We start from the raw sequence: 19361 nt of genomic DNA on the forward strand, positions 1-19361 counted from the left end.
GGGCCGTCACTCATGATGAATGATAGCTCTTCCTGTCACACTTTGTCGTAACTCTCAGAACTTCAGGCGCTCGATTTCCTCATCCAGACGGACCTCTGGGCCAAGCTCAGGCGCGTCAATCTCCACACGCTCACGAGCCGCCACCGCCTGGGCTTGGCGGGCTTCCTCTACACGGGCACGGCGTTCCTGTTCCTCGCGTTCGGCCTCCTCCTTGGCTTCGATGCCGGAGAGCTTGAGACGGGCGGGCGCGGTGTTGTCGAGCCAGTCATCATGTTCAACCTGGCGGGCCTGGGCGACCTGCTGGCTTTTGAGTGTGACGGCCTCATCATCAGGAAGGTTGGCGATATATTCCCTGAGTTTCTCCGCTTCCTGATGTGCCTGCTCGTGCTCTTTGGGATTGCCAGGGAGCTGACCGACAACACGGGGGCCGCCGAAATTCGGATGCGGTATCTCGGGGATTCCCAGCACCTTCAGAACTGTGTTGATGAGCTTGAGAGCAATACCAGCGGCGATATCCGCAAGTTTCTCGATGCCTTTACCCTCGGCAATCTCATCTTTTGGGGCCGTCCGCTCGATGGTTTTTTCTGTGGTTCCCAGCCGTTTTTCCGCTTTCTCGCGGACCACCTGCACGCGCCTGCGGTACTCGTCAGAGATGCGGGCAGGGTCACGATTGGCGTCTGACCAGGGACTCTCACCGATGACGCGCTTGAGAGCATCTTTGTCATCTGGCAAGGGCAGCGATTTCGGTCGTGATGGAACGACCTGCGCTGCTGGTGATGGGGTCTCCTGTGGCGCTGACGGGTCGGTATCATTGAAGGCTCTGGGCCTGCGGGATGCCGAGGGCTCAGAGAGGGACTGCTGACGCTGCGCTTCCTGTTCCTGCGCCCACGAAACGTAGTTCTCCAGGTCATACGGGTACTCGGTCCCATGACGGGCGTGATAGATACGCTGAAACGCCTGAAAGCTGCCCTGGGCACGCTTCTGGTTCTGCGTGCTGAGCTCGCCATATCCGCCTGCCGCCCTGGTCCACGCCGGGGCTTTCCTTTGTGTCGCCATCTCGCTCTCCACTTCTGACGATTTCACTTTCAGGAGCCGATGCAGCGCGGTGATTTCCACGCCATTTACGGCGGCGACCCAGGCCCCGGGACGCTTCCCGGGCACCAGGTCGATGCCCGTATGATGAAGCATCTTCTTGAAAGGCAGGCCGATTTCCTCGCGTGTCGCCCAGGCAGCCGATATGGCCGCTTTGATTGCGGGGGTGCTCAGGCCGTTTCTCTTCAGTATCTGGTGTGTCGCTGAGCTATATGATTCCCTCGGTGCGGCCTGGGCGGCTGGTCCGAATGAGGGGGCGGCTGGACCCAGGCGGACGGCCAGCGCGGCATCGTGGAAGCCCCTTTGTTCCAGCGCTGCCGCTGCCCAGGCGTTGTGTCGTCCAGGTGTGAGGCGGTGGCCGAGCCGAGCTTCAGCCAGCCGGGCAACCATCTCATTCCGCCTGAACATGAAGCGTGAATCCAAGACGGCTCCATCTAGCTTCATCTCGGGAATTGCCGCGTGCCAATGGACCCCAAAACCCTGGCCGTCCTGACGGGGCTTGCGGTGCTCGATGAGTGTGCAATCCGTTGGGTCGTATCCAAACTCGTTGCCGTGGAAGCGAAGGACTTCTAGGGCTTCGGCCCGGCTGGTGACCTCTTCGGGGTTGATGACAAGATGACGGATTCCGTATGTCCGACCTGCCGCCCTAGCGTCGTCCACCATCATAGCTAGGGCGGCCTTGCTGCCCTGAATACACACGATTTCCTCATTCCCTTTGCCGTGGAACAAGTGCCGGGTCAGGGCATGAGGGCCGGATGCGGTCTTGATACGGCTGGTCTTCAGAATCACCCTGCCGACCTCCTGCGACCGCCCCCTTTCCGGCGAGGGGCGCGGGCGTCATTAAGGAAGTCGGACACGTCGAGCATCGCCGCCTCTATCGCCTCAAGAGCCGCCTGAGGGCTGGCATTGCCGCCGGAATTGAGGTGATGGGCAATCTGATTCACGTTGTTGCCTATGGCTGCGAGCTCACGCCGCAATCTGGTTAGGTCGTCGGCCAGGGCACCAGGTGTCTGCCCTGTCGTTGCGGCCTCGGCTGCCAGGGACCGGAGCCACGACGTGCGATTGGTCCCGGCCGCATGGGCCGCCCGCTCCCAGGCCAGAAGGTCGGAGCGAGAGGCGCGGATTCTGAAAGAATGGATGCGGTCAGTCTGCATGTCGGCCTCCAGTCCCTCTGGGCGGGACGGCGAAAGGGTGGGGTCCACGGGGAGGGCGGAGCCTTCCCCTGGCCTGCTTGTTGTTGGGGTCCGAAGGGCCACAAACAACACGGCTGGCTACTGTCGAAGACAGTGACACCACCGGATGCAAACGAGACGATTTCAGAGGTCAGAAAAGGAAGTGAGGGATGCCGATGAACACCCCGGCCAGCGCGGCCACCACGGCAATCGGACGGACCCAGGAGAGGACGGGCTCCCACTTCTCCCTGCGGCGGCGCTTGAGATGGGCAGCGTGTTCAGTACCTTCATACAGCCGCTCGAAAACGTGTTGAGCTGTGCCCCGGCGTGCTGGCGTGAGCTGAAGGCCGCTGGCCCTGGCTGCGGCATAGTGCTCGAATGCCCGCGCCGCGCGCTCTCGGGGTTCATTGAGATAATCGCAATCCCAGTCATCACCTCCGGCGACTTCTTTATATACAGTCTCCAAGTCGCCCGCAGAGATGGCCCGCTTCTCTGCGTGATGCCAAAGTTCATGAAAGAGATTCGTCTGTTGATGCCGTCCCAAGCTGTCAGTGAAGAGGACTATTTTCTGTCCATCGACCACACCACCCACGCGCGCCCTGGCCGGTGCAATAATGACCGGCACATCCGGATATATACGCACGGCATGAGTGGTGAGATTGCTCTCACATGAGGAACCCGATTTCCTCACGATGTTAGTTTCGCTCTCATCGTACTCGAACTCCACCCGCTCGCCCGTTCCCAGCCTGCGCCCCTGAATGATTTCCGCCATGATGGACCCCCCTTTAATGTGGCCCTCTCATCTTCCTGTGGCGGTTTGCATACGAGCGTGAGAAAATGGGAGAAAACCGCGCAGTTTCCGGGAGCGTTTCCACATGAGAGAACCGTCACCAGCCGCCCACATTGACGGCATCTTTGAGCACCTGATTCCGTTCGCAGCGGTCACGATGGAATTGTGGCGTGTGTTGATGGAGCGGCTGATGGGCGACTTCCAGGCCATGGGTGAAGCAGACCGGCGGTTGATGGCGGCGAGACCGCACAGGTTCGATACAAGGCCAGGTCGTGATGCCCTTCAGTGTGCGCTACGGGAGCGCACTGCTGACCTGAGAGAAGCGCGTGACCGTGCGGAGAGGCTGCCGAAAGGATGGTTTGCGTGGACTGCGGCGTCCAAGAGGAGAGCGGTGGCTATCGAGGAAGCGTCGGCGGCGCTGAAGACATGGCAAGGCCGTGGGACGATAGACTTCATCCAAGCCGAGGCTGCCAAGATGGAGCGGACACTGAGACGGCAGGACAAGAAAATCAGGGACTTTGATGCTCGTCCTGATGTCATCCAGGCATCCCGTCGCCTGGATGATTTGCCCGGGGTGCTGCGGATGGCGGAAGGCTTGGCGGAGCTGAAGCCGGATAAGGAATTGCATGCCGCTCTTGCTCCTGTGGTCGGCCAAGATGGCGGCCTTCTTCGCATTGATGGCTTGGCTGGTCTGGCTCTGCTGCGGCGTAGGGTCGCCATTGCTGCCGCTGTCCAAGGAGCGGGCGGCAAGACCGGCGGCCCGAAGGCGGTGATGGAGCCGAACCAGCCGGACCCGAAGGCCGCTGACGTGGTGGCCGAAGTGTGGGAGCATGCGGCAGGAATGGGGCTGGATGACTTGGCGATGATGGGAATGTGACCTGACTGCGGCTGGCGAGGCGTAGCCGAGACCTGCTGCCCCTGGCGAGCCTGAGCCGCACCGGCGGCGATAAGGGCGAGCGGATGGGCTGGTTTGCATATCCGGATGAGAAGATGGATGGCCCACAAGGAGGGGGACATCATGAATCCTGAATTATCCACGCTGCCGGAACTCAAATTCACTCCATCTTGCCGAAAATATCGAGCGCAGATACCTCCGAACTCACCCCCGGATTGGTGCCACGCGGCGCACGGATATTTTAGAGAACTGACCGGAGAGATATCATGTGTGCTCTCATCTCAGACCGCCGATGGATTCTGCGAAATGGGGATTCTGATGAGCCCCAGCCGGGTTGAATCCCCTGACGCTCCGGACAGGCCGGCGATTCTCGTGGCGGCCTTTCTTCCTGGCCCAGACCGGCTATTCCCGGGTCACAGCGGGCTCCTTCCGCATGGAAGGTGCATTCCCAGTAAATGCCTGCCGGATTTGCATAGCTGGGCAATATGCGCGGCTCAAAATGTTCTGTTTGCCCTGGACCATCCAGAGAGGTCTAATCTAGCGTTGTCCATGATTTCCAGTCAGCCGCCTGGCTGACCGTAGCGAAGCGGAGCACCTTTTCCCCAGGCGGAGAGCGACTCCAGGGTCTAGCTGAGGAGCCTGGAGAAAAGGTGTGGCAAGCGTGGGCAACGCGGTCACTCTGTGTACTCCGCGACTACGCATAGAAATCCATAACTGACGTAAGCCCGGCACTGGCGACCGATGGCCTGACTGGCCTTGGCGGCAATGACCTCCAGCGTCACACCATTATGGAAATCACGGAGCAGGGTGTGGCGCAGGTCGTCATGGCCAGGCAGTTCGTAGGTGCGTCTGTCGAACTGCCCGAATGTGTTGCGGTACTCCATGACATGGCAGCCGTCCGGCTGCTCCGGGATTTCCAACCTGAATGTCACGCTGCTGCCCGCTCACGCTGTAGAGCTCTCACAACAGAGGATTTCGATACTCGGGCAATACCGGCTGCATCCCTATGCGAGTGACCTTCTTCAATCAACTTCAAAGCTAGTGATACAGCCCGACCCGTGCGCCTGGGTCTTCCAATGGCCTGCCCCGAGCGTGTGCCAAACTTCTTTGCTTTGGCGATTCCAGCATTAATGCGCTCAATGATGTATGTCCGCTCCCATTCCGCCAGCAGCGAGAATAGTTGCATCATCATGCGCCCGAGAGCTTGGTCTGTGCGGATTCCCTCTCCAACCGACACAATGGTCACGCCCTGCCCGTGAAGGTCGTCGGCTAACTCAATCATGTTCTTGAGCGACCTGCCCAACCTATCCATCCGGAACACGACTACCTCATCGCCTGGCATGAGGACGGAAAGAAGGTTGTCGAGGCCGGGGCGGGATTTCTTCGAACCAGAGATGCCGACATCAACATAGATATGCTCCGGGAGTACCCCCGCATCTGACAACTTGGCCGTCTGACTGCCGACATCCTGGTCAGTAGTCGATACCCTGGCATATCCGTATCTCATAGCAACAATCCTCCCGCCGACTTTTGAAACCAGGGTTTTGACACCACAAAACCCCTTGGAATCATTATAGAGTCGGGCGGGTGCATAAAAGAAATGGTTTGCGCATCCTGAGTAATGGCATGTCAAAAAAAATCTAGTATGATTTCATTTTTTCATGTTGGTGTGGATAAATCGATGAATGGAAGCGAAGCAAAAACTTCTCCAGATATTTTAGAAACTGTTTTCATGTCGTTCAGGAATTTTTTGCCGAATGCGTCAAATACTAATATAACTATTTTAATGGCCTGGGAAAAAACTTTTGAGGCAGGCCTTATTGGGCAATCTGCATTGTTCGCAAGGATTGGAGAAATATCTGAGATATTAGAAGAGGTTAATTTACAAATATCATCTTTAGATAATCTTAGTGAGGCACGAAAGGTGCGAGCAAGAAGTGTGGTATCATTGTTTATACCTGCTGTTACTCTTGCGAACATCAACAATAATGCCTGGTCTATGACTTCTAATTGTTCTGTCGAAAATTGTGGAAGTCTAGGGTTTTTGGGGGATGCTCTAAGGCCACATTTTTCTGAAAATGTACTTTCGGAACAAGATGTTTCAGAAATACTCGGAGTATTGGAAGAGGTAAAAACCCTTCTGAATCAAAACGATTTTCCTTTGAGATTGAAAATTATTTTGAAGCGGAAGCTAGATGTCTTAATTTGGCGCCTTAAGCACCCTGAATTTGAAACTTTGCAACAAGCTTCAGACGCTCTTGGACAAGCTACCTTAACCGCCAACCAAATGGAAAAACTGTGTCCTATTGATAGTAGCCGAGAGGCTGCTGCAGATATGAGAGGAAAACTTTTTGAGTGTTTTAAGAAAACTAGCGAAGTGGCGGAGCGTGGGGGAAAAATGGTTGTTGCTGGAAAGATAATTTATGATGTAGCTAAGCCGCTTCTTGGCTAAGAAATATAATAATTACGCTACAAATATATGGTAAAAACTCGAGAAAGCATTGTCGTTTACTGGGTCGAAAAAACGAAGTCTTTTTGGGCGAGGTGACACATTTGTCTTCTGGGTCTTGTCGAGCCTGGCCCTCATCTTCTCGACCACTGGGCCAATTGGGCCTTCCCAGAACTGAGCGCAGGCCATCACCGACGCCCTGACCTGAGCATCAGTAAGTCGTGGATTTAGGTCACGGTAGAACACTGAGAGCTGCTCGAAGTCCTCCTGGGTGGGCTGGTAGGCATCCTGAGTCTGGTCTTCATGCTGGATGGCTTCCGTGACGGTGTGGGGAGGTTGGCTGGAAGGCGGGGATGAAGCTGAAGGCTGGGGATTCAGGTCTTCACTCTTAGATGATGACTGACATGATGGAATCTGGGTTGAACTATCTGATGTCTTACAGTTGAACCGTAAGGCGGGCGGCCTCCTGGAGACGCTGAGTGTTCCGCTCGGCCCATCTGGCAGCCTGGTTGCACCTGTTCATAATCATGTCGAGACCGGAATGGCCTATTTCGGTTGTGGGCGTTCCAGTAAAGCCGAGCACGATAGAACACGGTTCACATACACTCGAAAACCGTGGGTGTGCCTGTCGGTGGTTGGCGGGCGCGGTTCCAGGCGTGGGCGCTGCACTCTCCTGAGCTCACGTTTGCCGTCGCGCCTGGGCACCCAGCGGATTTCTTCCCTGTTGTCGTTCAGCGATTTGCAGAAAACCTGGAATGAGCGGAGCGGCTTCACACGGGTGACGCCTAGGGTGGCGTGATAGTACCAGGCGAGTTCATCAGGTGTCAGCTCGTCAATGCCGACCAGACCATCAGCCCGGTCATCTGCGGTCAGACCTTCGCGGCCCCAGGAGAGCTTGAGGACGTACCTGACCACTGCTGCCGCGCTCCGTAGGGCTCCGCAATCACGCCAATGAGCCCCACCGAGACGGCCCCGGCTCCATCTCAGGAATCTTTCCCAGTCCTCAGGACTCAGGCGGCGCGTCGGACGATAAACTAGGTCGGCGTGGAGATTCACTCCGTCTGCCGTTGTTCCCTCGGCCCGGCAGAAAGTATCGTTATCGCCGCGATACAGAACTTCGATGCCGTATCTCCGCCTGGCCTCTGAGCTCCAGCGGTTGATGCGGTTCAGGAACTCCGCCCTCCGACCTTTCAGGTCTGCGCCCCACGGCACCCGCTGGCCAGAGGTGGCGACGGCATACCGGCAAGTCCGGCCCCGGTTGACGCAGTGCTCAAGGAAAAAGGAGAGCTGCCTAATCATGCGGTGTCGGTGCCTCTGGGCAAACTCAGGCAGAAGGTGCAGGCGACGGAAACCGATGATTCTCTCACACTCTCCCGTCAGCTCACCTACAAGAGTGATATCCCGGCCCTGGTCCCGTGCCTGGATGCCAGCCTCTTCCAGAGTGGCGGCTATCCTTTCGGTCTGCGAGATGATTGCCTCGCGGCTGGCGGCATAGCTGTCGAAATCGTCGGACGTCAGGCCGCATCCCCGGCTGATAGCGGTGAGAAGCTGTATGGGTCTATCTGTCCGCCGCGTTGCCACAAAAAAATCCTCGTCATCAGAACTGACAACGAGAAAGAATTGATGGCCTCGGCTGGCTTGGCTATAATGCTTCCATCGTCGTCAATACCCGCTCGCACTGGTCACTGGTCCTGCAAGACCTACCGGGGCAGCGGGTAAATTCTTTGAATTGTGACATCGCTGAATCTCCGATTTCAACTGTCACGGACGAGCTCCGCATTACAATTTGTCCATGTGTGTTCATCGACGGGCAGGCATCAGAAGATGGTCTAAATGGACAGGGAACCGGACGTGCTCGACAACCTGCTGAGCCTCCCCGATTGCTAGGGTGCGCCCATACCACTCGCCAGCTTTACCGGTCTCATGACCGAACACTTTGTTTACGATTTCTTCATTGATGCCTGACGCCCGGAGCATCTGACGGAAAGCATGGCGTAGGGAATACAGAACAAGCTCAGGGTTATCACCGAAGCCGATGGCATCGAAATAGTGTCCCAATCGCTTTCCCCACGCGTCAGATGTTCGCGGGCTGTCTGGTCTCTTTTTTGTGCGCTTGCCATCGTCCATCAGTAGACGACCGGCTCGGGCCTGTGCCTCTGCGTATTCAATGAAGCCAATTTTCCGAAGGCATGGAATCACGGGAATGAGGCGCGGGGAATTGTGGGTCTTCCGCCCGGCTTCTCGCAAGTCGAGGCATGGGATTCCGTTGAGGTCGTGAAGCCGGGCCGGGGCTGCTGCAAGCTCTGCTGGTCTTGCCCCGGTCATTGCTGCGATGGCGATAAACCAGAAGTCTCCCGTCCGGTCATGGCATCTGCCAGGCTTCTTCCAATAGACGCGGCTCTTATAACCAGTGAAGAGAGGGCTATCGAAAAGGCGTTGAAGCTCCGCTTCGGTAAAGGGACGGCGCACGTCTTCTTTGCGTCGCATCTTCTCCTCGGCAGTCTTCTCCCTAGGCATGATTTTCTCGAAGCCTCGGTCATGGACGTGGCCGTTAGACACGCACCATTCCAGAAACTTTTTAACCTCACCGAGCTGCCGTCCGATGGTCTTCCGGTCCAAGTTGCCACCTCTGGCGCTTGGCTTGTCTCGCAGATAGTCCGCAAATGCTTTCAGGTCCGATTGTTCCAAACCAGCCGGAGTTTTGCCCTTGGCGACCCCATGGAACTGCTCAAGCGTCTTCTCGTATGATTTGACGGATTTTGGGCTAAGGCCCGGCCTGTCTTTGAAGAACTCGGGAAGTAGCTCGGTCCATGACTTTCCAGATAATGCAGGTGTCTCATGCATAACGGGGGCAGGGGCTGCCAGGACGGTAGGGGCAGATTGCTGGAAGGCCCGCATTGCTCGCTCCATGCCGCGCATCTCGGCGTCATGAGCAAACTGGCGCATATCTGCGAGAACGCTGACACTGGCCGAGTGCCGGGACAACATAGCGTTGACCTCTTGCATGGATTCCATAAGCGCCGCGTTCAGGTCGGCCATGACTGCATCGACGACATCCGGTGGCAGGCTCTCAACGTCTTCAATGAGAGCGGTCTTTAATTCGTCTTTGGTGATTTCTTGGTTTCGGTATCGAGCAAGGTGCTCTGAAACCCGGTTTCGTACGTCCATCCAACAGCCATCTAATCGAGACACCAGGCCCGTCACTACTGTGCGGGCAGTCCGTTTATCCGATGTGCGAAGAGAGCGGACAAGATGTTGTCCGAAGATGGGTCTTAGGTCTGCCGGAACCCGTATCTTGAGATACCAGCCAGCCCGACGACGCTGCATGTATGGTGCTGCCATTGTCTTCCCGTATGTGCCACATGCGTGTGCAACAGGAGCGGGAAGTCAAAAGAAAAGCCTAGCAAAATCAAGCACTTATAGGTTCTGGTGTCCCGTACGGGATTCGAACCCGTGTTGCCGCCGTGAAAGGGCGATAAGTAGTGGCTAAATGGCTGGGCTTATCTGTTTAAATTGCTGATAACATGTTGTTTAATATCACTTACTATCACTGGGTACAACTGGATATCACATCAGGGTGGGCCCATATTGGGCCCAAGTGGTTACCGCTCTCTTTGGTTTTCTAACTTATATCCTGTGAATTGATGCTGCCTCATTTGAGGGGGTGAGAGCGTTTATCGTGATGCTGTGTTCCTTGAGGAATCACACTTCCGGGATGCTTTCTGAATGAATGGATTGGAATTGCGGGTGGTCTCGGATCAGTAGCATTCTCTTGCAACGAGGTTATGACTACAGTGGTTTCAATGGAGGCGATCATGCACGAAATTCAGCTACGTGATGCCAAGGCGACCCTGTCTGCGGTTGTCGATCACGCCTGCGCGGGTGAGCCGGCCATCATTACGCAGCACGATAAACCAACAGCTGTTATCCTGAGTTATGCGGAGTGGGAAAGGCTTTCCCGCGTGCCATCATTTGGTCGTTTGCTGATGAGTGCTCCCCTGGATGAAGCTGATCTCCCGGAAAGAGTTGAGAGTGGTCTCCGGGAAGTGGAATTCTGAGTGTATCTCGTCGATATAAACGTCCTCTCCGCGGCCGCACCAACCAAGGCTCGGATAGAGACAGGTCTCGTTGAATGGATGGACAGGGTAAGCTTCCGGTGTGAGACGCCTTGTTGAGTTTATGGTGTGGTGATGTGCTCTGTTCATGACAGAGAGCGATCAGAACAGAATGACGCTTGTGTCGCAGCGACATTCGCTGCGAAAGCATCGCGAGCCCTTCATCCGGTTATTGAAATTGTTGGCGAACGGCGCCGGGCTTATGATGACACGTTCAGGCGTCGGGTTGTGCTGCCTTCTTATGAAACTGGTCAGTCAGTCCGTGCTGTTGCGCGCCAGTTTGGTGTCCACGTCAGCGTCGTTTACCGATGACGTCAGAGACTGGATTTCGTAAACCCGTCTGCTAAAGAGCAGCTTTCTTTTGTGCCGGTTCACGTGACATCCCCAGTTGAAGGGCTGGGAGGAGACCAGTCCTGCGGGAGTGGACATGAAGCCAGCATTCTTTTTCCTGGTGGCGAGAAGATGATGGTTGACAGCCGGATCGCGATTGAAGATCTCCGTAAACTCCTTCAGGTTTTACGCTCATGATCCCTCTTCCCTCTGGCCTGAAGATATGGCTGGCGGCAGGTGCGACAGACATGCGCCTTGGCATGCCCGGTCTGGCGCTGAGGGTTCAACAGTTTCTGGGGAAAGACCCCTATGTTGGTGATGTTTTTGTCTTCCGGGGCCGACGCGGCGATCTGGTGAAACTGATCTGGCAGGACGGGGTTGGAGTGTCTCTCTATGCGAAACGGATTGAACGTGGCTATTTTATCTGGCCCTCGGCAAAGGAGGTGGCCATCCATCTGAGTGCGTCACAATTAAGTTGTCTGCTCGAAGGGATCGACTAGCGCAATCCGCCGAAAACATGGTGACCTGAACTGGTGGGATAACAAAAAGGGGATCGTGAGCCATAGTCCTGTACCCTTTTTAACGGTTTTGTGCTGAACTGTTTTTCATGACGGGAAGCATGGATGACATGACGGCCTTACGTGCGGCACTTACCGCTGTCGAGGCGCGTGCCCGTGCTGCCGAAACCCGGGCCACAGACGCTGAAGCCCGAACAGTCAGCGCCGAAGCGCAGATTGCCCATCTTAAACATCTTGTTGCACGGATGCGTCAGGACCGCTTCGGGGCGTCATCGGAACGGGGGCGGCGCCTGCTGGAGGAGCTGGAAACAACGCAAGCCGAAGGCGCGTCCGAAAATGCGGCGGACCCCACTGTCGGTGCAACAGCACCGCGAAATAACTGGGGGGCACCCCTTACCCGCTGATCTGCCACGTGAACGGGTGGTTCTTCCTGCGCCAACACAGTGTCCATGCTGTGGCGAGACGCGCCTGAGTAAACTGGGTGAAAGCATCACTGAGACGCTGGAAGTGATCCCACGCCAGTTCAAGGTCATCCAGGCGGTGCGGGAGAAGTTCACCTGTCGGGACTGCGAGAGCATCACCCAGCCACCAGTGCCTTTCTACCCGATCTCACGGAGGCGTGCAGGGCCAAAACTGCTGGCGGGCATTCTGTGCGACAAGTATCTCCAGCATCTGCTGCTGATCCGGGTACATGTGCTGGCAGCTGGTCGTCTGCATGCGGATGACACCACCGTGCCCGTGCTGGCGAAGGGCCGGACAGTCACCGGTCGATTGTGGAATTATGTGCGGGACAATCACTCCTTTGGAGGCACAGCGCCGCCAGCCGTATGGTTCCGTTATTCACGGGACCGCAAGGGCGAACATCCTGTCGATCATCTTTCGGGCTGGACGGGGATCGTGCAATCCGATGCCTATGCCGGATATAACGCTCTGGCAAAACCGGGCCGTCAGCCTGCACCTGTCGTGTCTGCAGGGTGCTGTTCAAAATTGCAGAAAAGGACAAAGCCCCCCTTGCCATAGAGGCCGTGCGCCAGATCGACGCCATCTTCGAGGCTGAACGTGTGATAAACGGCGCACCTGCCCAACATCGGTTCGCAGTCCGTCAGGAAAGCAGTGCTCCCATGGTAGAGGACCTGTTCATGTGGATGCGTGACACGTGCCAACGCATGTCGTCAAAAAATCCCATTGCACAGGCCATGAGCTATTTTCTCAGACGACCCGATATGTTCACACGGTTTCTACATGATGGGCGCATCTGTCTCACAAATAACGCCGCAGAGCGTGCGCTCCGTGGGATAGCCCTCGGCAGAAAAGCCTGGTTATTCGCCAGGTCAGACCGGGGCGGAGAACGCGCTGCCGCCATGTATTCCCTGATCGTCACCGCCCGTCTGAATCTTGTCGATCCCAAAGCATGGCTCGCAGATGTCCTCGTCCTTATCAACGATATGCCAAATCCACGCCTCCATGAACTCCTGCCATGGCACTGGAAAACCCTTCACCAGAGCAATAATACCATCGAAGCCTGATTACGCCCGCGGTTCTCTCCAGATGCTTACTGGACAGGAACAGTGATAAGCTGTTCATCTCTGTCATTACAATTGCAGAGATTGAGGCTGGTATTGCCAAATTAAAGGACAATGGCAGTCTGAAGAAGGCACAACGACTTTACGAATGGCTTGAGACGCTTCTCCATCTCTATCAGCACCGAGTGCTGCCGCTGGATATTCAGCTGGCACGCGAACTGGGGCGTATGACACAGGCGGTACGTCAGGCAGGCCGCATGCCCGAAATGGCCGACCTGTCGATCGCGGCAACAGCGATAGTGAGGGGCTATGTCATGCTGACTCGCAATCTGCGATATTTCCAGGGAACGGGTGTTACAGCCCTTGATCCCTTTGAAAGCCTGCCAACTCAAGGTTAGCAGGCAGTGCATTCCTATAGATGAGGCGTATCGGGCGCATCTTTCATACGGCGCGCTTCATTCAGAGCCGTGGCGAAGCGAGCGCGCGTTGCCTGTCCCATACGGCTCATACCGCAGGCATCGCGCATTCTTGCTATAGCGTCGTCATCCGGGCAGTCGATAGCGATGGCGCGGCAGGCGAGGTCTACGAGGGCCGCAAGAGGGACCAGCGCCGGGTCCAAGGGTTTCTCAGCTGTTAATGATGCAAGGGACAGTCGTGGAACGACAGGCTGTCGGTCCGACCATAGAAAAGTGCCAACATCTTCCTCGGTGCGCGTCGTTGATGAGGGAATGGCACGCTGGACGCGTTCACGAATCTCACGACCGACGCGACTGAAGCCGTGTGCCCGTGACAGAGTCTGAATGAGAACGTCTTCCCGCATGACCTTCGCCTGATCGATTGTACGAATGGTAAGGTGAGTCAACGTTGGCAAATAATCGTCCTGCGTAAATCTGGATGGATCAGCCTCGATATCCGAACTGGTTACATCATCAGATGGAGTATGTTTGGGTGCCTTTGCGTAAAGAGGCTCCAAATGCTCGATCTCTTCAGGTGAAGGTTCTATGGCGGGTTGAGCGGTGACTACTTCACATTCCGGGGTTTCGGCCGAAGCAGCGGGGTCTTCTTCGTGCTCATCCGGACCCGTGTTCAACAGTGCTTCAGCTTTTGCCGCATCCTGCTTTGCCTGATCAGCGCGCTTCTGACGGGCAATCTCCAGAAAGCCTTGCAGGGCGATGTTGACTCGTTCAACCTCGCGAGGGGCGTTCGTCCACCAGTCCGTGGACCAGATGCGCAGAATATTCCAGCCGAGATTTTCAAGAACGGCCTGTCTTAGGCGGTCGCGATCACGTGCCGTGGCACTCCGGTGATATGTGGCGCCATCGCATTCGATGCCTGCGAGGAATGTGCTGGGTAAATCAGGATCAATGACGCCAAGATCCACGCGGAATCCTGAAACACCGACCTGTGTCGTGACCTCCCAGCCTTTTGCCTGAAGCATTGTCGCAACTTCGACTTCGAAGAGACTGTCATATCCTCCGACAGACCCTGCATGCGCGCCGACCAGAGCCATTGGACCCCGTTCTGCGAATAGCAGGAAGCGGCGCAGATCCCGAACACCTGCCGCGCGTGTCCGTTCTATCGCAATCTGATCCCCCCGCAGCGACCCAAACACGATTAACTGTTCACGAGCACGGGTGATTGCAACATTAAGACGACGCTCCCCGCCATCGCGGTTCAAAGGGCCAAAATTCATGGAGATTTTGCCTGCGATGTCAGGCCCGTAAGTGAGCGAGAAAAGCATGATATCACGCTCTTCGCCCTGCACGTTTTCCAGATTTTTCACAAGCACTGCCTCATGAGCCTGTTCTCCCGTGAATCTTTCAAGCGCAGGGTCTTTGCGGACTTCGGCATCAAGAAGGTCGACAATCAGTTTCTGCTGCTCTGCGTTGAAAGTGACGATACCGACCGAGCGATCGGTACCATCGCGCATGATCCGGACAGCTTCGGCAACCACCATCCGCGCCTCTGTAGGATTGGTATGCGATCCATTCTTTCCGGGTTCATAAATCCCTTTCGGGACAAAGCGGAAAGAGACGGCTTGATCCGCCGTGACCGGCGACGGAAAGGTGACCAGATCGCCGCCGTAGTAGGCCTGATTCGAAAAAGCGATCAGACTTTCATGACGACTGCGATAATGCCATTCGAGACTGATGGCCGGGATACCCGCCCCGAGGCATTCGTCGAGGATCGAGTCAAGATCGGTCATCTCATCGGATGGATCAGCATCTGCTGCCGCGCGACCCGCTGTAAAGAAATCCGTGGGTGGCAACTGTTTGGGATCGCCAACCACGATGACCTGTTTGCCACGACCGATGGCGCCAATCGCGTCCCACGTCGCGATCTGGGACGCTTCGTCAAAGATGACAAGATCGAACGGATCTGCGTCGGCGGGCAGATACTGAGCGACCGACAACGGACTCATCATGAGACATGGCGTAAGGGTCCGAAGAGCTCTTGGCATCTTTTCCGCCAGTTGACGGACCGGAAGATGACGGGATTTCTTTGCGATCTCGCGCGTCAGAACTTTGTATTCCGGATCGTGCTGTCGTGCGGCCTCGCCGGGAATACGTCCGGCAAGGCGTGTACGGATCAGACGAATGGCCAGGGTTTTCAGCTTCTCGTCCAGTTCGCGGAACCTGATGATGCGCCCTTCATGGGTTGCAGCCACGAAACTACTCAACAGAGCAGAATCACTGACGGCGTGCATGGTCCACCAGCGCGCATAATTTGCTTCGAAAACGGCCAGCACGTCATCCTGCGCGACTAACCCGTGTTCGATGGCGTCGATCATGGGTGTCAGACCGAGTTGCGCCGCTTGATGGCAGGTGCGGCGCCATGAGCACCAGTCGCGCAGTTCGCGAGTGGCCTCTTTCCAGTCCCTCAGCCTGTCCGTGGTTTGTTTGAGCCAACCGGGATTTTCGGGAGGAGCCAGCCGGGTGACGTCGCTGGCGCTACAGTTCCCCAGCGTTTTCAGGGCGGCATCAAGGTCGGTAAATGCTGCGAGATAACGGTTCAGGGATGCGTGGATTGTTCCGCCAGGTGCCAGAAGATCCTGTCCTTCTGCCAGCAGAGTCCTGAGATGGGTGCGGGCAGTGAGCAGCTCTTCCGTCTCGGCTGTACAACCCGCAAGGCGGGTGCGTGTTTCCTGTCCCCAGTCAAATGCGACGTTGATTGCGTCGAAGTCAGTCTCCAGACCCCGCCACATCGGACCGATGCTTGTCTTGTGAGACGCATTCGCGAGCTTTTCAAGAAGGGCCGCACGTTCGACAAGAGCCTCAAGGTCGTTTTCGCAGTCTTCAGGCAGGGAGACGGCATGAGGTTCAAGCCGCTTACGGATAGCCTTCTGTCCCATAGAACGCGCAAGCAGCCATTTTCCCTTGGCGGTACGCCATTCCGCAAGTGTTTCAGCCAGTGAAAGAGAGCGTATGCTGTCTTTCCAGCGGGTATCAAGATCTGCTGTCAGGGCTTGGCACCGTGTAACAGGTTCCAGTTCCAGCAACACGGCATCCCTGGTTTCGCGTGCACTTTCTGTAAAGCTCCATGCCACTGCATGGGGTGACAGGAGATGGGAGCAAAGCGCTCTGATCTGTTCAAGCCGCTGAAGTGAGAGATTGTTCTGGGGGAGGGAAAGCGCCCTGATGACATTTTGGGCGGCCTCTCTCAGTACGCCGAGGGCGGAGAGCGTTCCATTGACGGCATCAAGCAGTTTGCCTTCCCACAGCGGTGACCAGTCCGTCTGCTCAAGACCTGCCAGTCTGGGTGAGACGACAACGTCTCCGATACGGGCATAGAGGGTCGACAGATCTTCAACCGACTGTACCAGTGCGTCGTAATCGGCTTTTGAATGAACATCCGCATTGGCCCATTCCAGAGGAATACGGATGATGGATGCCTCCTGAGCGCGAAGAGTGACACCAATTCCGCGATAGGGTGTCCAGCCATTGCGACGGGGCGTATGGAGATCGTGGACGTAGGCGTTCAGTTCAGTACGAATGGTATCCAGCGTCTGCTTCGTCCGAGAGTATTCCTCAGGCTTGAAATCCTCCAGCGCAGCCTGTGCTGTCTGGAATTGTTGCAGCACCGCCATCTTGTTCGCCTTGGGAGAGAACAGATCCAGACAGAATTCAGCAATGCCCAGTTTGGCCAGACGCGCACGCACCACTTCAAGCGCCGTCCGTTTTTCAGCCACGAAAAGGACCGTACGACCCTGCGCGAGCGTATTGGCAATGATGTTGCCGATGGTCTGACTTTTTCCTGTGCCAGGTGGCCCGATCAGGACGAAGTTTTCGCCCGCTGCCGCGCGTGCGATGGCCTTGAGCTGAGATGAGTCGGCCTCCATCGGGCAGACGAGATCGGCTTTGGCGAGAGCGTCGTCGAGGTCGCCAGCTGGATTAAAACCTTCAGACAGAGCAGAACCTGCCTGCTCACTGTCTTTGACCCCGTTCAGCAGACGGCTGGCGACGTCGTTCGTGGCAAGATGCTCTTTCCGTTCCAGCAGATCCTTCCACATTAGGAATTTCGCGAAGCTCAATGTCGTCAGACTGACATGCTCGCGAATTTCCCATCCCGGAATGTGTCGAAGGTGCAACCGGAAGGCTTCGATGATTTTTGGAACATCAAGGCCGGATTCATCTTCCGGAAGCGTCTCTCCTTCCAGCAGGGGAATCCGGATATCGTATTCGGCACGCAGCATTTCCAGCAGCGTTGTGTTGATACGGGTTTCATCCCCGTGCGCCCGTAATGTGAAGGGTGACTTGATGCTGGCTCTTTCCAGAATGACCGGAACGAGAATGAGAGGCGCGAGATAGGGCCTGGATTTATCCTGAGATGTCCAGGCCAGCGCCCCGATGGTCAGGAAAAGTACGTTCGTGCCGCCTTCCTGTTCGGAACTTCTGGCATGACGATAAATTTCGGTCAGTGCGGTCTGAAGCTGATCCTCTTTCCGCTGAACGACGATCTCGCGCCGCTTGAGAGCCTCCAGGGCATATGCTCTGGAGGCATCTTCGTGATGCCGTCCCTGATGGAGAGCCTTGTTTCTGGGATCATCGTCGTCCATGAGCCTGGGCGCTGAAATAAAACGAAGCGGTTTGGCGCTCCCGCCGGAGCGCATCTCCGCCACCATGTCTTCCAATGCTGCGGGATCAGGACAGTCGAGTTCAATCAATTGACGATCTGATTTGGGCAGATTCAGCAGCCGGTTGCGCGCGGACATGTCGAGCAGGCGATTACACCATCTCTGCACACGATCTGCCGGACGATCCGGCAGGCGCTCTTCCTCGCGGTCCTCACGTAACGGGGGAGGAGCCTCGAATGCCGGTTGTCCCGCTGACTCATCAAGGGCGGTTTCTGCCGCGTCGTCAGCCGGCATGGCAGCAGAGGTGGAGAGGGGACGAATACGGCGCAGGCGTGCCCGGTGAACATCGATAACTTCGCGGAATGCCTCCGGATCGTCATCGTCTATGTCGCGCAGATGGGCCTCGCCCCGCTCGCATGCCGCGGTGAAGCTGGGTTTGCGGGCAGCCGTCACCAAAGTTGTTTCAAAGACACGCAAATCGTCGAGCTTCAGGCGGTTGCGAATACCAGGCAGATCCTGGACCACCGAAGAACCCGCATCCTGCTGGGCCAGCCACAGGCCCGCGAAGGCGTGCCCGCGCGTCAGGACGATCAGGGGACGCAGACCAATGGCTTCGAGACATGCGGCAAACAGAACGGTCGTATCGAGACAGGTCGCCAGACGTTCCTCGACAACCTGTGTTGGAAGACGGATACGCTGGCCGTTTTCAACGAAAGACGCGGGCGGATTGATGTAGGTAATATCCAGTGCGCAGATGGCGCACCACAGCGCCTGAGCCTGCGCCCATACGCGCACTTTGTCCCCCTGATAGCCTTCCAAGGAAGGGGATCGCCCCGCTTGCCGGAGGATCTCGGATGCATTGCGCAGGATACGGGCAATAGCGGGGTCATTGGGAAGTACAAAGGCGGCGAGGATGTCGGGGATACCGGACAGGCCCCCCCATTCGTTGCGGGCAAGCATCCGGACATCGCGTGTTACCCTCGCAAGTTCCTGTTCTCCCGCACGGGCGATAATGGTCACTACAGCCCTTGACGCTTCGGTCTGGGCAGAGAGCAATGGGCCGTCCAGTGTCAGGTCACGATCGTTCAGAATCCGAAGTTCATCGGGGCCGATCTGCTGGAGCATCCACGACCGAGGCGTCAGAAAATGCGGCTCGCTGGTAATGGTTATTTCAACAACCGGATATGTATTTTCGCTTCTGTTGTCGAATTCCAGTTCTTCAAGGATCGGGACGCTGTTTTCCCACAGGCTGGCATTGACTGTTTCCTGTAAGACGATCCGAAGTTCGGGCTTTTTTTCCTCTGTGGTGATTTCAACATCGTCAGCAGTCTGTTCATGGTCGGCTGTCACTGAAATCTCCACAACTCTCGATAATCTCATGTATGCGCCTAGGATCTCGCAGA

At 56.5% G+C, this 19361-nt stretch carries 17 protein-coding genes and 2 pseudogenes; 10 read left to right on the forward strand and 9 right to left on the reverse strand.

From position 1 onward, the window contains the following. Nucleotides 1–54: 54 nt before the first annotated feature. From QWU00_RS11955 to QWU00_RS11965, 3 genes are all read right to left on the reverse strand, one after another. Nucleotides 55–1881: a hypothetical protein gene (locus QWU00_RS11955; RefSeq protein ID WP_035381553.1), complete on the reverse strand. Its 1827-nt coding sequence runs from the start codon at nt 1879–1881 to the stop codon at nt 55–57. Then, entirely contained in the window at nt 1878–2348 is a 471-nt protein-coding gene (locus QWU00_RS11960) for a MobC family plasmid mobilization relaxosome protein (protein WP_150395518.1), read from the reverse strand. The genes QWU00_RS11955 and QWU00_RS11960 overlap by 4 nt, the downstream gene beginning before the upstream one ends. A gap of 67 nt (nt 2349–2415) precedes the next feature. Continuing rightward, entirely contained in the window at nt 2416–3036 is a 621-nt protein-coding gene (locus QWU00_RS11965) for a hypothetical protein (RefSeq protein ID WP_035381555.1), read from the reverse strand. A gap of 103 nt (nt 3037–3139) precedes the next feature. Between QWU00_RS11965 and QWU00_RS11970 the strand changes: the two genes are divergently transcribed. Further along, nucleotides 3140–3931: a hypothetical protein gene (locus tag QWU00_RS11970; RefSeq protein ID WP_035381557.1), complete on the forward strand. Its 792-nt coding sequence runs from the start codon at nt 3140–3142 to the stop codon at nt 3929–3931. Nucleotides 3932–4623: 692 nt separating this feature from the next. Here the strand turns inward: QWU00_RS11970 and QWU00_RS11975 are convergent. Next, complete coding sequence (locus QWU00_RS11975; protein ID WP_035381559.1) at nt 4624–4881, reverse strand: hypothetical protein; 258 nt, start codon at nt 4879–4881, stop codon at nt 4624–4626. Further along, nucleotides 4878–5456, reverse strand: coding sequence for a recombinase family protein (locus tag QWU00_RS11980; RefSeq protein ID WP_035381561.1), 579 nt, complete (start codon nt 5454–5456; stop codon nt 4878–4880). Before QWU00_RS11980 ends, QWU00_RS11975 begins: the two co-directional genes overlap by 4 nt. Before the next feature lie 138 nt (nt 5457–5594). On the opposite strand from QWU00_RS11980, the gene QWU00_RS11985 reads away from it, so the two are divergent. Continuing rightward, nucleotides 5595–6401 carry a hypothetical protein gene (locus tag QWU00_RS11985; RefSeq protein ID WP_035381563.1) on the forward strand — a complete coding sequence of 269 codons (807 nt, stop codon included), beginning with the start codon at nt 5595–5597 and terminating at the stop codon, nt 6399–6401. A 543-nt stretch (nt 6402–6944) separates the two neighbouring features. Here QWU00_RS11985 and QWU00_RS11990 read toward each other — a convergent pair. Then, on the reverse strand, nt 6945–7313 hold the full coding sequence (locus QWU00_RS11990) for a hypothetical protein (protein ID WP_150395517.1): 369 nt from the start codon (nt 7311–7313) through the stop codon (nt 6945–6947). A 351-nt stretch (nt 7314–7664) separates the two neighbouring features. Between QWU00_RS11990 and QWU00_RS11995 the strand changes: the two genes are divergently transcribed. Further along, nucleotides 7665–8117 (forward strand): hypothetical protein, encoded by a 453-nt coding sequence (locus QWU00_RS11995; protein ID WP_222941944.1) that lies wholly within the window; start codon nt 7665–7667, stop codon nt 8115–8117. Nucleotides 8118–8198: 81 nt separating this feature from the next. Here the strand turns inward: QWU00_RS11995 and QWU00_RS12000 are convergent, their stop codons facing one another. Further along, nucleotides 8199–9566 carry a site-specific integrase gene (locus QWU00_RS12000; protein WP_035381566.1) on the reverse strand — a complete coding sequence of 456 codons (1368 nt, stop codon included), beginning with the start codon at nt 9564–9566 and terminating at the stop codon, nt 8199–8201. After that, nucleotides 9567–9740: pseudogene (locus QWU00_RS16875) on the reverse strand (DUF6538 domain-containing protein); the annotation flags it as partial. Nucleotides 9741–10213: 473 nt separating this feature from the next. On the opposite strand from QWU00_RS16875, the gene QWU00_RS12005 reads away from it, so the two are divergent. The 7 genes and pseudogenes from QWU00_RS12005 to QWU00_RS12025 all read left to right on the forward strand — a co-directional run bounded on the left by QWU00_RS12005 (nt 10214) and on the right by QWU00_RS12025 (nt 13282). Beyond that, nucleotides 10214–10456, forward strand: coding sequence for a type II toxin-antitoxin system Phd/YefM family antitoxin (locus QWU00_RS12005; protein ID WP_035381568.1), 243 nt, complete (start codon nt 10214–10216; stop codon nt 10454–10456). A gap of 132 nt (nt 10457–10588) precedes the next feature. Continuing rightward, nucleotides 10589–10825, forward strand: a complete 237-nt coding sequence (locus QWU00_RS12010) for a transposase (RefSeq protein WP_231551840.1) — start codon at nt 10589–10591, stop codon at nt 10823–10825. Nucleotides 10826–11037: 212 nt separating this feature from the next. Beyond that, nucleotides 11038–11343, forward strand: a complete 306-nt coding sequence (gene tnpB / locus QWU00_RS12015; protein ID WP_052051474.1) for an IS66 family insertion sequence element accessory protein TnpB — start codon at nt 11038–11040, stop codon at nt 11341–11343. Nucleotides 11344–11471: 128 nt separating this feature from the next. Continuing rightward, complete coding sequence (locus tag QWU00_RS16920; RefSeq protein WP_408735010.1) at nt 11472–11765, forward strand: IS66 family transposase; 294 nt, start codon at nt 11472–11474, stop codon at nt 11763–11765. After that, a pseudogene (tnpC, locus tag QWU00_RS12020) lies at nt 11698–12650 on the forward strand (IS66 family transposase); the annotation flags it as partial. The gene QWU00_RS16920 and the pseudogene tnpC, both read left to right, overlap by 68 nt. A 72-nt stretch (nt 12651–12722) precedes the next feature. Then, nucleotides 12723–12887 carry a transposase domain-containing protein gene (locus QWU00_RS16925; RefSeq protein ID WP_408735011.1) on the forward strand — a complete coding sequence of 55 codons (165 nt, stop codon included), beginning with the start codon at nt 12723–12725 and terminating at the stop codon, nt 12885–12887. A gap of 29 nt (nt 12888–12916) precedes the next feature. After that, nucleotides 12917–13282, forward strand: coding sequence for a PIN domain-containing protein (locus tag QWU00_RS12025; RefSeq protein ID WP_262411391.1), 366 nt, complete (start codon nt 12917–12919; stop codon nt 13280–13282). 14 nt (nt 13283–13296) lie between these two features. Here QWU00_RS12025 and QWU00_RS12030 read toward each other — a convergent pair whose 3' ends face one another. After that, nucleotides 13297–19338 (reverse strand): DUF4011 domain-containing protein, encoded by a 6042-nt coding sequence (locus QWU00_RS12030; protein WP_035381570.1) that lies wholly within the window; start codon nt 19336–19338, stop codon nt 13297–13299. Nucleotides 19339–19361 lie beyond the last annotated feature (23 nt).

This window comes from Acetobacter tropicalis (assembly GCF_030644465.1).
Taxonomy (GTDB): domain Bacteria; phylum Pseudomonadota; class Alphaproteobacteria; order Acetobacterales; family Acetobacteraceae; genus Acetobacter; species Acetobacter tropicalis.